This is a genomic window from Kitasatospora sp. HUAS MG31, assembly GCF_040571325.1.
Taxonomy (GTDB): domain Bacteria; phylum Actinomycetota; class Actinomycetes; order Streptomycetales; family Streptomycetaceae; genus Kitasatospora; species Kitasatospora camelliae.
On record NZ_CP159872.1, the window covers coordinates 374,896 to 388,217 of the forward strand.

Sequence of the window (13,322 nt, forward strand, 5' to 3'; positions counted from 1 at the left end):
CGGCGCGGGCCCGGGGACGCTTCGATGAGGGGGTGGGATCCAAGACCTCCGGCGGCCGACGCCGTCTCGATCTCCCGCTGCTCTCGCCCCCGGCCCGTCTGCGCCGCGGCCCGTTCCGTGACGGGGCCTTCCGCTCGACGCTGCACGAGCCGCGCACCACCGTCGTCCTCGGCCGGTGGCTGGGCGCGGCGCTGCTGATCTGTTTCCTGACCGGTCTCGCCAGCCATCTGCTGCAGGACCCGCCGGGCTGGCTGTCGGGCCTGCTGCCCGCCCGCCCGGTGAACGGGTACCGGGTCACCCAGGGCCTGCACGTCATCAGCGGCATCGCCGCGATCCCGCTCGCCGGGGCCAAGCTCTGGACCGTCTACCCCCGGCTGTTCGAATGGCCCCCGGCGCGCAGCGTCCTCCACGCGCTGGAGCGTCTGGGCATCGCCGTGCTGGTGGCCGCGGTGCTGCTGGAGCTGTTCACCGGCCTGCTGAACACCCTCCAGTGGTACCCGTGGCCGTTCCCGTTCCGGCAGACGCACTTCTGGCTGGGCTGGCTGGCCACCGGCGGGCTGCTGATCCACATCGCCGTCAAGGCCCCGCTCATCACCCCGTACTGGCTCCGTCCGCAGGAGCCGGTGCCCGGACGTCGCGCGTTCCTGACCTCGGTCACCGCGGCCGTCGGCGCGGTCACCCTCACGACGGCCGGACAGAGCGTGCCGTGGCTGCGCGGCCTGGACCTGCTCGCCCCGCGCCGGCCCGACATCGGCTCCCAGGGCCTTCCGGTCAACCGCACCGCCGCCCAGGCCGGTACGGTCACCGTCCCCGCCGACTGGCGGCTCAGCGTCGCCGGGCCGCGGCCCTACACCCTGACGCTCGACGAGCTGGCCGAACTCCCCCAGCACGAAGCGGTCCTGCCGATCTCCTGTGTGGAGGGCTGGAGCGCGAGCGCCCGCTGGACCGGGGTGCGGATCGCGGATCTGCTGGCCCGGTCCGGTGCGCCCACCGGTTCGGCGGTGCGGGTCACCTCGCTGGAGGCCGCCGGCCCGTACCGGGTGATGGAGATGCCCGCGCAGTACGTCGACGACCCGCTCACCCTGCTCGCCCTGCGGGTCAACGGCGAGACGCTGAACGCCGATCACGGCTTCCCGGCGCGGATCATCGCACCGAACCGGCCCGGCTTGCTGCAGACCAAGTGGGTCTCCCGGATCGAGGTGATCTGATGGCCACCTGGCTCCGCGGTGCCGCCCTGGTCGCCGGTCTCGCCCTGACCGGCTACGGCCTGTACGGCCTGCTGAACGACCCCTACCTCACCGATCCCGTGGACGTGCTGGTCTGGGCGGTCGGCGGGCTGGTCCTGCACGACGGCCTGTGGGTCGCGCTGCTCTGCCTGATCGGCGCGTACCTGGCCCGGGACGCCGTCCTGCGGGGCTGGCTGATCGTGGCGGCGGCCGTCACCGCCGTCGGGCTGCCGGCCGTCCCGCGCGCCGGCGACGACCACGGCAACCCGTCGGTGCTGGCCCTGCCCTACCTGCGCAACTGGTTGCTGGTGCTGGCCGCCACCGCCGCGCTCGCGCTGCTGATCGCACTCGCCCTGCGGTGGCGGCACCGCGCTCGGCCGGTCAGTCGCCCGGCACCCCGGGAAGACCCGTCGTAAGGCCGTCCAGTGCGTGCCCGCACGGGCACGCACGGTCGGCCGGCAGGATTTCGATCGCCTTGAACAGCACGGTGCGCAACCGCTCCACGTTGCGGGCGAAGACCTCCAGCACCTCGGCGTGGGTGACGCCCTCGCCGCTCGCCACCCCCGCGTCGAGGTCTGTCACCAGTGCCAACGAGGTGTAGCAGAGCCCGAGTTCGCGGGCCAGCACGGCCTCCGGATGGCCGGTCATCCCGACCACCGACCAGCCGTTGCCGGTGAACCAGCGCGACTCCGCGCGGGTGGAGAACCGCGGCCCCTCGATCACCACCAGCGTCCCGCCGTCCACCGGTTCCCAGGCGGCCCCTGCCGCCGCGTCCAGGGCCGCCCGCCGCCCGGCCGGGCAGTACGGATCGGCCATCGACACGTGGACGACCCCGGGCACCGTGCCGTCCGGCAGCGGCAGCCCGTCGTAGAAGGTCTGCACCCGCCCCGAGGTCCGGTCGACGAACTGGTCGGGAACGAGCAGGGTCCCGGGGCCGAACTCCGGCCGCAGCCCGCCCACCGCGCACGGGCCGAGCACCTGCCGCACACCGAGTGAGTGCAGCGCCCACAGGTTGGCCCGGTAGTTGATCCGGTGCGGCGGCAGCCCGTGCCCACGCCCGTGCCGCGGCAGGAAGGCGACCCGGCGCCCGGCCGCCTCGCCCACGAACAGGGCGTCGCTCGGCGGCCCGTACGGCGTCTCGACCCGTACCTCGACCAGGTCGTCCACCAGCGCGTAGAACCCTGAGCCGCCGATCACGCCCACCTCGGCACGCGGCATCTCATGACTGGCCGTCATCTGGCCCACCTCTCCTCGGGAGTCCGTCCCGGCCGCTGTAGGAGCCGCACCCGGCGCGATCGGGGGCTCACGACCTTACGTCTCCCGAACGCCGCCCGGCGGCGCCACCACGAGGTGAACGACCGGGAGGCTGGTCGGGAAGCTGACACCGGCACGGGACCTGAGAACGACCCGTTCGACGACCCCGCCGAAAAATCACCCACCTGTTCGGAACTTCTCGGGCCCCGTGGCCGACTGCTGTGCCGGACACCGTCACCCGGCGGTGCCCGGCACAGCGGAAGGATCTCTCATGCGGCGGCTCGGACGGGCCTCACGGCGGTTCACACCCCGTGTGGCGGGGGCGGGATCGTGACCTCCACGGCGGAGAAGGGCCGGGTGGTGGCCGAGGACCGGTGGAGCCTGGTCGCGGTCGCGGGGATGCTGTCCTTCGTGGCGATGCTCGACATGAACATCGTCAACATCGCGCTCGCCGACCTCGCCCACGGCTTCCAGGTCTCCGCCCGGACCGCGCAGTGGGCCGTCCTCGGCTACCAACTGCCGCTCGTGGCCCTGCTGCTGCCCGCCGGGCGCTGGCTCGACCGGGTCGGCACCCGGTCGGCGGTCCTGCTCGCGGTGACCGGCTTCGCGCTGTGCGGCGCCGCCGCTGCCGCCGCACCCTGGGCGGCGTGGCTGATCACGGCCCGCCTCGCCCAGGGCACCTTCGGGGCGGTGCTGTTCGTCCTGATGCCGGTCCTGGCGATGCGTTCGGTCCGACCCGGGCTGCGCGGCCGGGCGATGAGCGTGCCGGCCACCCTCGGCCCGCTCGGCGCCGTCACGGGCCCGGCCCTCGGCGGTCTCCTGCTGGACCACCTCGGGTGGCGGGCGATCTTCCTCGTCAAGCTGCCCGTCTGCCTCGCCGCCTGGATCATCGCCCGTCGCCACGCGCCGCCCGGCGGCACCCTGCGGGCGCCCGACAGGGCCTCGCTCGCCGACGCCGGGCTCATCGGCGGCGCGGTGGCGGCCCTGCTGCTCGCCCTCACCCTCTCCCCCGGATCCCCCTGGTGGCTGCTGCTGGCCGCACCGGCCGCGCCGCTGGCCGCCTGGTGGCTGAGACGACCCGGCGGACGGCCCGTCCGGTCCCTGCTGCGTGCTTCCGGGGCGGCCGGGGTCACCACCGCCGTCCTCTCCGTAGCGGCGGCGTTCGCCGCCATGCAGTACCTCCTCGCGCTGCACCTGCAGCGCGAGGAGGGGTTCAGCGCCACGGCCACCGGGCTGACCGTCCTGTGCTTCCCGCTCGCCATGGGGCTGACCGGCCCACTCGGCGGGCGCCTCGCCGACCGCCTGGGGGCCCGCCCCGTCGCCGTCACGGGTGCGAGCGCCACCGCGCTGGGCCTGCTGCTGCTCGCCCCCGTCGGGGACGGCTGGTCCCTGCCCGACATCGCCTGGCGCCTCGCCCTGGCCGGTACCGGCATGGGCCTGTACGGAGGCCCCACCCAGATCCTGGTGATGACGGCGGCGCCGCCGACCGCGATGGCCACCGCGGGCTCCACCGTCCAGCTGGCCCGCAGCCTCGGCTTCACCCTCGGCCCCGCCCTCGCCACCACCGCATGCGGCCTGGGCGGCGCCGGACCCGGTGGTGTCCGCGCGGGCCTCGCCCTCGCCGCCGCGGCCGCCTGCCTCGCCGTTCCCCTGCTCGCCCTCCACGGCCGGCGCCCCGCCCGAGGCCGCTGACCCCACCGCCCACCCCTCATCCCAAGGAGCGCACGCGTATGTGCGGAATCACCGGCTGGGTGTCCTTCCACCAGGACGTCCGCCCCGGCGCGCCCGTCATCGAGGCGATGACCGCCACCCTGGCCCGCCGCGGCCCCGACGCCGGCGGCGTCTGGCTCGGTGCCCACGCCGCCCTCGGCCACCGCCGGCTGTCCGTGATCGACCTCGTCGGCGGCGCCCAGCCCATGACCGACCGCCCCGGCCACCCTCAGGTGGTGCTCACCTACAGCGGCGAGGTCTACAACCACCACCGGCTGCGCACCGAACTGCGTGGCAGAGGGCACCACTTCGCCACCTGCAGCGACACCGAGGTCGTGCTGCGCGCCTACCAGGAGTGGGGCGACCGGCTGGTCGACCACCTGGAGGGCATGTACGCCTTCGCGATCTGGGACGAGCGGCGCGAGCGGCTGCTGCTCGTCCGCGACCGGCTCGGCGTCAAGCCGCTGTATTGGGCGCCGGTGGACGGCGGCCTCGCCTTCGGTTCCGAGCCCAAGGCCCTGTTCGCCCACCCGGACATCAGCCCGCGCGTGGATGCCGACGGCCTGCGCGAGGCCTACAGCCTGCTGTTCAACACCGGCCCCACCGTCTGGGCGGGGGTGCGCGAGGTCCAGCCCGGTGGCCTGCTCGTCCTCGACCGCGACGGGATCCGCGAGAGCCCGTACTGGCGGCTTCAGGCCGGCCCGCACACCGACGACCGGAACGCCACCGTCGAGCACGTCCGCTCCCTGGTCGACCGGGCCGCGCGAGCGCAGCTGGAGGCGGACGTCCCCCTGTGCAGCCTGCTCTCCGGCGGCCTGGACTCCACCGTCGTGACCGCCCTGATCGCCGACGAGCTGCGGCGCACCGAGGGCCCGCAGGCCCGCCTGCGCTCCTACGCCGTCGACTACAGCGACCAGGCCGAACAGTTCACCGGCGATGTGCTGCGCACCGGCCACGACACCCCGTTCGCCGCCGAGGCCGGGGCGTTCATCGGCACCGACCACTCCACCGTCGTCCTCGACCCGCGCGCCCTGCTGGATCCGGAGCACCGCCGGGCCGTGGTCGCCGCCCGGGACTCACCCATCGGCGTCGGCGACATGGACACCTCCCTCTACCTGCTGTTCGGCGAGATCCGCCGGCACTCCACCGTCGCCCTGTCCGGCGAGGCGGCGGACGAGGTCTTCGGCGGCTACCCCTGGTTCCACAACCCCCAGGCCCTCGCCGCGCGGACGTTCCCCTGGCTGCTGGTGACCGGCGACGAGGCCGCCATGCCCCTCGACCCGGACCTCGCCCGGACCCTGCGCATCGGCGAGTTCCGCGACGACACCTACCGCGACGCGCTCGCCGCCGTCCCCCACCTGGACGGAGAGGACGCCGTCGAGCACCGCCAGCGCGAGATGCAGCACCTGTCCCTGACCCGCTGGCTGCGCCAACTGCTGCATCGCAAGGACAGGTTGAGCATGGCCCAGGGCCTGGAGGTGCGCGTCCCCTACTGCGACCACCGCCTCGTCGAGTACGCCTTCAACACCCCGTGGGCACTGAAGAGCCACGACGGCCGGGAGAAGAGCCTGCTGCGCGCGACCGGCCGGGGCATCGTCCCCGAGTCGGTGCTGTGGCGGCCCAAGAACCACTACCCCGCCACGCACCACCCCGACTACAACCGCGGACTCAAGGATCTCGCCCGCGAAGCCCTGGACGCACCGCATGTGCGCGACATCGCCGACGAGGGCGTCATCAAGACCACCCTCGACACCCCCGCCGACCGGCTCCAGTGGGGCCACCGGCTGCGCCTGGAGCGGGTGGTGGACCTCGCGCTGTGGCTCGACCACCACCGTCCGGCGCTCTCCCTCTGACATCCGGCCTCCCCGCCCCGAAGGAACCCGTATGACCGTCCCCGACCAGAACCATGCCCCCGCCGCGGCCCGCTGCCCCGTCACCGGCGCCACCGCCACCGCCACCGCCGACGAGCCGATACCGCTCCACGGGACCGCTTACAAGAGCGACCCCTACGACCTCTACCGGCAGATGCGCGACGCCGGGCCCGTCCACCGGGTGCGCTTCCCCTCCGGGATCGCCGCCTGGCTCGTCACCGGCTACGAGGCCGCCCACCAGGCCCTGAACGACCCCCGGCTCGGCAAGAACCACGCGCTGGGCAACGACAACTGGCGGGCGCTGGCCTCGATCATGCCCGAGCCCCAGCACTCGCAGCTCCAGGTGCACCTGCTGCACCAGGACCCGCCCAAGCACACCGACATGCGGCGACTCGTCCTGGACGCCTTCGCACCGCGCCGCATCGAGGCCCTGCGCCCGCGCTTCCAGCAGCTCGCCGACGCGCTCGTGGACGCCCTGCCGCACGAGGGCGGTGCCGACCTCGTCCAGGGCTTCGCCGCGCACTACCCCTTCCAGGTCCTCGCCGAGGTCATCGGCCTGCCCGCGGAACTCGCGGCCCGCTTCGACCGCGACTGGGGCAAGGTCGTCCAGCCCGTCGGCCCGCACGACCCCGGCCGCCCCGCCTACGAAGGCCGGCTGCGCTCCCTGCAGACGTACATCGCCGACGTCGTCGCCCACAAGCGCGAGCACGGGGAGGACGACCTCCTCTCCCGCCTGGTCGCCGCCAGGGACCGTGGGGAGCTCAGCCAGGAGGAACTCGACTCGATGATCTTCCAGCTCCTGGTCGCCGGCCAGGAGCCCGTCACCAACCAGATCAGCACCATGCTGATCACCCTGCTACGCCACCCCGACCAGCTCGCCCGGCTGCGCGACACTCCCGGGCTGCTGCCCCGAGCGATCGAGGAACTCCTGCGCTACGACAGCGCGTTCGAGCTGACCACCTGGCGGTTCTTCGCCGAGGACAGCGACCTGCACGGCACCCGCATCCCGGCCGGCGACTCCGTGATCGTCTCGCTGTGCGCCGCCAACCGCGACGGGCGGCAGTTCCCCGACTCCGACACCCTCGACCTGGAGCGCAGCCCCAACTCCCACCTCGCCTTCGGTCACGGCATCCACTTCTGCCCCGGCGCCGCCCTCGCCCGCGCCGAACTCCAGACCGCCCTCGCCACCCTGCTGCGGCGTCTGCCCGGCCTGCGGCCGGCGGGCGACCTCGACGAACTGGCGTGGATCCCCGCGGTCCTCGCCCGCGGGGTCAACAGCCTGCCCGTCGCCTACGACAGGCGCAGCTGATCCAGCAGCGCCTCTGAACCCCTGAGCCCGTCCGCCCGGGCGCCCCGGCACCGCCACCGCCGGGGCGCCATTCCGCCAAGCCCCTGCGGAGGAGAAGCATGCCGCCCACCGGCACCGTCACGCCGAACACGCCGGCCGTCGAGCAGACCTGCGCCGCCGTCCTGGAACTGCTCCTGCCCCACCGCCGCGCCGCCGACCCCGACACCCCGGCTCCCGTCGACGCCTTCCCCGAACAACTGTGCCAGATCGCCGATTTCGTCGAGGCAGGCGACCCGATCGTCTTCACCCTCCCCGGATTCCCCTGCAAGTCCCCGAGTCCCGCCAAGGTCCTCGGCCACCTCCCGGACGAAGGGGAGCGCCTCTCCCTCACCTTCCTCAACGACCTGTGCGAAGCCGTCCGCGGCGTGTACCCGCCCGGTGCGCGGATGGAGATCTGCTCCGACGGGCACATCTTCGGGGACCTGATCCGCGTCCCCGACGCTCACATCGACGCGTACTCCGACGAGCTGGCCGCCGTGATCCGCCGCGAACACCTGCACCACCTCTCGGTGTTCGACCTGCGCGATGTCCTCGGCGACCTCCCCCACGACGAGAAGCGCGCCCGTGTCCACGCGAGGTACGCCCCCACCGTCGAGGAGCTGCGGGCCGAGGTGAAGGCCGACGACGGCACCCTCGCGCTCTACCGGGGCATCACCCGCTTCCTCATCGAGGACACCGCGGACTTCACCGGCACCAGATCGGCTCTCCAGCGCGAGTGCAGACAGCGGGCCTACGGCGTCATCCAGCGCAGCCGGGCGTGGGGCGACCTGATCGCCGAGCACCACCCCCGGACCGTCCGCCTGTCCATCCACCCCCAGCGGCGCGGCACCGCCAAGTTCGGCATCCGGCTGCTCGACGCCGAGGACGCCTGGACCACCCCCTGGCACTCCGCCGTCCTGCACCGGCGCGACGGCGGCTGGGAGTTGATGCGGCGCAGCGACGCCGAGCGGCTCGGCCGCGTCGTCCTGCGCGACGGCCGACCGAGCCACTTCGAGACCGCTTAGACCGACCGGAGGTCCGGTGCCCGGCACGAGCGGGCGCCGGGCCGCCTGGCCTGGCTCATCGCCGCGCGGTCCGCGGGGGGCACCGCTTGCCTCCACCCAGGCGTCAGGCCGACCCCGCCGCCGCCCGGCCCATCAGCGAGGCGGGGGTGTGATGGTCGAAGGCGATCAGCGGGTCGCCGGTGAGCGGGTGCTCCACCACCGCCGCGCGGACCCCGAACACCGTCGCCAGGAGTTCGGGGGTGAGCACCTCGCGGGGTGTGCCGGAAGCGACCACCGCGCCCTGGTGCAGGACGTGCAGGCGGTCGCAGAGCGAGGCGGCGGCGTTGAGGTCGTGCAGCGAGATCAGGGTGGTGCGGCGCTGTTCCCTCAGCAGGGCGAGGAGTTCGACCTGGTGCTGCACGTCGAGGTGGTTGGTGGGCTCGTCCAGCACGAGGACGTCCGGTTGTTGGGCGAACGCCCTGGCGAGCAGGACCCGCTGGCGCTCGCCGCCGGACAGCGCGGCGAAGCCGCGGTGTCCGTACTCCGGGAGACCCACCTGCCGGAGAGCCGCGGCGACCGCCTCCCGGTCGAGGTCGTCGTCCCCGGCGAAGGCCCGTTTGTACGGGGAGCGGCCCATCGCCACCACCTCCCGGACGGTGAACTCGAAGTCGCTGCCGCGTTCCTGGGGGAGCGCCGCGATGTGGCGGGCCGCCTCGGGAGCGGTCATGGCGCGTACGTCCCGATCAGCCAGCATCACCCGGCCCGCCCGGGGCTTCAGGTGCCGGTAGACCGTGCGGAGCAGGGTGGATTTTCCGCTGCCGTTGGGGCCGACGAGTCCGGCGATCTCGCCCTCGGCGGCGATCAGGTGGATGCCGGAGAGGATGTCGCGGCCGGAGAGGGTGACGGTGACGTCGTCGATGGTGATTCTCATCCGCGTTCCAGTCGTCGGTCGAGCAGGTAGAGCAGGACGGGGGCGCCGAGCAGTGCGGTGACGACGCCGATCGGGAGCTCCTGGGTGTCGAGAGCGGTGCGGGCGACGGTGTCGACGACGACCAGGAGGACGGCGCCGGCGAGGGCGGAGACGGGGAGCAGGCGGCGGTGGTCGCCGCCGACCAGCAGGCGGCAGACGTGCGGGACGAGCAGGCCGACGAAGCCGATCGCGCCGGAGACGGCGACGAGCACGCCGGTGAGCAGGCTGGTGACGGCGAACAGTTCGCGGCGCAGGCGGGTGACGTCGACGCCGAGTCCGGCGGCGGTCTCGTCGCCCATCAGCAGGGCGTTGAGGGAGCGGGCCCGGGCCTGGAGCGCGAGCAGGGCGAGGCCGACCGCGGCCGACGGAAGGGCGAGCTGGCTCCAGGTGGCGCCGTCGAGGCTGCCCATCAGCCAGAACAGGACGCCGCGGGTCTGCTGCTCGTCGCCGGCCTGCAGGACGAGGAAGCTGGTGAAGCCGGAGAGGAACTGTCCGATGCCGACCCCGGCGAGGACGAGTCGCAGCGGGGAGAAGCCGCCGCCTCGGCGGGCCATGGCCCAGACCAGGGCGAAGGAGGCGAGGGCTCCGGCGAAGGCGGCGGCGGAGACGCCGAAGCCCAGGCCGGTGCCGATGCCGACCCCGAGGACGATCACGGCGACGGCGCCGAGGGACGCACCGGAGGAGATGCCGAGCAGGTACGGGTCGGCGAGCGGGTTGCGCACCATGGCCTGGACGGCGGTGCCGACCAGGCCGAGGCCCGCGCCGACGACGGCCGCCAGCAGGGCGCGGGGGGCACGCAGCTGCCAGACGATCAGGTCGCGGGTTCCGGGCTCGGGTGCGGCGCCGGTGAGCCGGCGGCCGACGACGGTCCAGACCTCGCCGACGGGGATGTCCACGGCGCCGAGTGAGACGGCCAGGGTCAGGGCGGCGACGAGGGCGGCGCCGAGTGCCGTCGCGACGGCGCCGGCCCGTACGGTGCGCACGGGCAGGCGGTCGACGGCCGCGGGGGGTGCGGCCGTCATCTACTGCCCGTCCTTGACCAGGTCCGGGTGGACGGTGCGGGCGATCTGCTGCACGGTGTCGGCGTTCCGGGTGCCGGCGATGGTGGTCACCTCGGAGCCGATCCGCAGGAAGTGGCCTTCCTGGACGGCCTTGAGGCCCTTGGTGGCGGGGAACTCGCGCAGGAACTTCTCGGCCTCGTCGAAGGCCTTCGTGTTCTCGGCCTCGCTGCCCTTGTTGCGCACGCCGAGCTGGATCCAGTCGGGGTTCCTTCCGACGACCTCCTCCCAGGAGACGGGCTTGAAGTCGCCGTCGCAGTCGGCGAACACGTTGCGGGCGCCGGCCAGGGTGATCACGGCGTTGGCGACCTGCTTCCCGCAGACGGCGATCGGCTGCTTGGTGCCGGCGTCGAAGTCGAAGAAGAAGTAACCGGGCCGCTTGTCGGCGGCGATGCCCGCGACGGCCGTCTTGACGGCGCCGGCCGTCTTCTCCATGCCGGCCACGAGCTCGTCGGCCTTGGCGGAGGTGCCGGTGACCTGGCCGAGGCGCATGATGTCGGCCTCGACCCCGGAGAGGTCCTGCTGGGGACCCTGGGCCATCGCCGCGCAGGCGGTGGAGTGCAGGAAGACGCGCTTGATCCCGGCGGCCCGGTACTCCTGGTCGGTCGGGGTGCTTCCCATGCCGCCGCCCATGCCGCCCATGTCGGCGAAGGTCTCGACGTACAGGTCGGCGCCGGAGCCGAGGAGCTTCTCCTTGGGGATCACCATGTCCCCGAGGACCGGCACCTTGGCGCCCTGGTCGGCGACGGCGGCCGGAAGGCTGCCCTTGCCGGGCGGGAAGCCGGTGCCGATCACCCTGTCACCGACGCCCAGCTGCAGCAGCATCTCCAGGCTGGACGCGTTGCTGGTGACGATCTTCTTCGGGGCCGCGTCGAAGACCGTCTCCTTGCCGGCGCAGTCCGTGACCTTGACGGGGAACGCGGCAGCCGCGGCCGGGGCGGTCGGCGCGGCCGGGCTCGCGTCGCCGGATGTGGCGCCGGATGTGGCGCCGCCGTCGCTGCCACAGCCGGTGGCGAGCAGGGCGACCGCGGCAGCCACGCCGCACAACACGCGAGAACGCATGGAACTCTCCTGGGAAATCCGGGTGTACGGGCCCGCCACTGCGGGCTCGGCCAGTAGTCGTCCGGATCACGGGTGGAGTTCCCGCGGATCCCCGGAATTCTCTTTGCCGGCCCCTGACCCGCGCTCTCAGGTCCCTCGTGCATGACGGGGCGCCGTCATCAGCCCCGATGTCCGCCCGAGAAGCCATTCCGGCAGCATCCCCTGGGAGAGCCCGCCACGCACCGTCAGCGCACCCGCGCCCGACGGGCGGTCCGTTGCCGGGGCTCCTCACCGTGGAGGCGGCGTCTCAGTGCGCCGGCTGCCATCCGAGCGCGGGAGCGAGGCCGGTGGCGATGTCGGTGAGGATCCGCACGTAGTCCTCGTGGTCGAAGGTGAACGGCAGCGCGAAGACGACCTCGTCCACCTCCCGGAACGCGGCGTGGGCGTAGAGCCGTTCGGCGATCTCGGCGGACGTCCCGATCAGGTCCGGCGCGAACACCGTCCGCGCGGGTCCCTGCGGAGCAGCGGTGCGCGGCGTCCGGTTCCGCACGTACTCCCGGTACTTGGCACGCTGCTGCGCCGACGCACCGTCGGTGGGGATGACGACCAATCCTGGGAGGCTCGGGCACGCCCGCCCTCGGGGTGGCGGGCACGGAAGGCGGCGATCTGCGAGCGCTGGATCTCGGCGAAGTCCTCCGACTCCTCCACCCGCACCACGTTGCTGGTCAGCAGGCTCAGTCCCTGCTCACCCGCCCACCGCGCCGAGCGCAGGCTCCCGCCGCCGTACCACATGCGGCCTGCCAGGCCGGGCGAGACGATCGCCGCCGCCGTTCCCGACCCGGGCGACCGACTGGACTTCGAGGCCCTGGACCGACCGCTTGCGGGCGTCACCTTCGACTCGGCGGAGCAGTTCCAGAAGCACCTGCGCGACCACATCGCCCGCGACGTGGAACGGCGTGCCGACCCCGCACACGGCGCCGATCTGGGCGCCTTCCTGGCACTGCTCTCGCTGTTCGGCCAACTGCCCCGGGTGGCCGCCTCCGGCCGGCTCGCCGCCCGCTCGATCGGCGAGGACCTGGACGGCTGGTGGTCGGGGTTCTTCGACTTCCTCGCCTCCGGGCCGCCCGCCTTCCGTCTCCACCAGTTGCTCGCGCTGTCCGAGGCGGGAGTGGTGCACTTCCTCGGCGCCGACCTCCACGTGAGGGCCGACGAGGCGACCGGCGCCTTCCGAGCCTCGAACCCGACCGTGCCCGGCCACGTGGTGGAAGCCACCGCCCTGGTCGACAGCCACCTGCCCAGGCACACGGTCGGCCGCTCCGACGACCCCGTGCTGCGCGGTCTCCACCGGTCGGGTGAGATCGCCGAGGACGTGGTGACCGACGGGACGGGGACACACCGTTCGGGCTTGGTCGCCGTCTCCCCCTCCGACGGCCGGATCCTCGACCCCACGCTGGGCGGTGCCCCGCATCCCCGCCGCCTCGCCCTCGGTCCGCACACCAACGCCCGTGCCTACGCGGCCTTCGCCAGGCCCCGCACAACGCACCGGCGTTCCGCCAGAACGACGCCGCCGCCCGTACGATCCTGCGAAGTCTGGCCGGGATCCCGATTCCGGCACCGGACCGAGCAGCCGAACGCGAAGGGCACCGGCCATCCGCCTGAACACCCGCCCATCCGTGACCGTGACCGACCTGCCCCCTCGGCACGGATGGTCGGCGGGTCGGCGGGTCGGCGGTGCAGGACGACCGGACCGGTGCCGCGGTGGGCGCCGTCGGCGACGACGGTGGTGTCCGTCGGCGAACGGGCGGGTCCGAGGCCCGGCGAGGCCGCAGTATGGAGAGGTGGGCGGCTTCGACGGCCGGTG

At 73.6% G+C, this 13,322-nt stretch carries 11 protein-coding genes and 1 pseudogene; 6 read left to right on the plus strand and 6 right to left on the minus strand.

Going from position 1 to position 13,322, the window contains the following annotated elements:
* Positions 1 to 32: 32 nt before the first annotated feature.
* Entirely contained in the window at positions 33 to 1,208 is a 1,176-nt protein-coding gene (locus tag ABWK59_RS01780; RefSeq protein ID WP_420492721.1) for a molybdopterin-dependent oxidoreductase, read from the plus strand.
* A complete protein-coding gene (locus tag ABWK59_RS01785; protein ID WP_354637454.1) occupies positions 1,208 to 1,642 on the plus strand; it encodes a hypothetical protein in 435 nt (144 codons plus the stop codon). Before ABWK59_RS01780 ends, ABWK59_RS01785 begins: the two co-directional genes overlap by 1 nt.
* On the opposite strand, the gene ABWK59_RS01790 is transcribed toward ABWK59_RS01785, so the two are convergent.
* The gene (locus ABWK59_RS01790) at positions 1,608 to 2,462 is read right to left on the minus strand and encodes an S-methyl-5'-thioadenosine phosphorylase (RefSeq protein WP_354637455.1); all 855 of its coding nucleotides are present in this window, start codon (positions 2,460 to 2,462) and stop codon (positions 1,608 to 1,610) included. The two genes, ABWK59_RS01785 and ABWK59_RS01790, sit on opposite strands and share 35 nt — an antisense overlap.
* 348 nt (positions 2,463 to 2,810) lie before the next feature.
* On the opposite strand from ABWK59_RS01790, the gene ABWK59_RS01795 reads away from it, so the two are divergent.
* From ABWK59_RS01795 to ABWK59_RS01810, 4 genes are all read left to right on the plus strand, one after another.
* The gene (locus ABWK59_RS01795; protein ID WP_354637456.1) at positions 2,811 to 4,172 is read left to right on the plus strand and encodes an MFS transporter; all 1,362 of its coding nucleotides are present in this window, start codon (positions 2,811 to 2,813) and stop codon (positions 4,170 to 4,172) included.
* 38 nt (positions 4,173 to 4,210) lie between these two features.
* On the plus strand, positions 4,211 to 6,043 hold the full coding sequence (gene asnB / locus ABWK59_RS01800; RefSeq protein WP_354637457.1) for an asparagine synthase (glutamine-hydrolyzing): 1,833 nt from the start codon (positions 4,211 to 4,213) through the stop codon (positions 6,041 to 6,043).
* 31 nt (positions 6,044 to 6,074) lie between these two features.
* Positions 6,075 to 7,370 carry a cytochrome P450 family protein gene (locus tag ABWK59_RS01805; RefSeq protein WP_354637458.1) on the plus strand — a complete coding sequence of 432 codons (1,296 nt, stop codon included), beginning with the start codon at positions 6,075 to 6,077 and terminating at the stop codon, positions 7,368 to 7,370.
* Positions 7,371 to 7,468: 98 nt separating this feature from the next.
* Positions 7,469 to 8,413, plus strand: a complete 945-nt coding sequence (locus tag ABWK59_RS01810) for an isocyanide synthase family protein (RefSeq protein WP_354637459.1) — start codon at positions 7,469 to 7,471, stop codon at positions 8,411 to 8,413.
* 103 nt (positions 8,414 to 8,516) lie between these two features.
* On the opposite strand, the gene ABWK59_RS01815 is transcribed toward ABWK59_RS01810, so the two are convergent.
* The 5 genes and pseudogenes from ABWK59_RS01815 to ABWK59_RS01835 form a co-directional block, all read right to left on the minus strand.
* The gene (locus ABWK59_RS01815) at positions 8,517 to 9,323 is read right to left on the minus strand and encodes an ABC transporter ATP-binding protein (RefSeq protein ID WP_354637460.1); all 807 of its coding nucleotides are present in this window, start codon (positions 9,321 to 9,323) and stop codon (positions 8,517 to 8,519) included.
* A complete protein-coding gene (locus ABWK59_RS01820; RefSeq protein WP_354637461.1) occupies positions 9,320 to 10,384 on the minus strand; it encodes a FecCD family ABC transporter permease in 1,065 nt (354 codons plus the stop codon). Before ABWK59_RS01820 ends, ABWK59_RS01815 begins: the two co-directional genes overlap by 4 nt.
* Complete coding sequence (locus ABWK59_RS01825) at positions 10,385 to 11,482, minus strand: ABC transporter substrate-binding protein (protein ID WP_354637462.1); 1,098 nt, start codon at positions 11,480 to 11,482, stop codon at positions 10,385 to 10,387. It abuts the gene before it with no gap.
* Between the two features lie 286 nt (positions 11,483 to 11,768).
* A pseudogene (locus ABWK59_RS01830) lies at positions 11,769 to 12,274 on the minus strand (LLM class flavin-dependent oxidoreductase); the annotation flags it as partial.
* Positions 12,207 to 12,752 carry a hypothetical protein gene (locus ABWK59_RS01835; RefSeq protein WP_354645201.1) on the minus strand — a complete coding sequence of 182 codons (546 nt, stop codon included), beginning with the start codon at positions 12,750 to 12,752 and terminating at the stop codon, positions 12,207 to 12,209. The gene ABWK59_RS01835 and the pseudogene ABWK59_RS01830, both read right to left, overlap by 68 nt.
* Positions 12,753 to 13,322 lie beyond the last annotated feature (570 nt).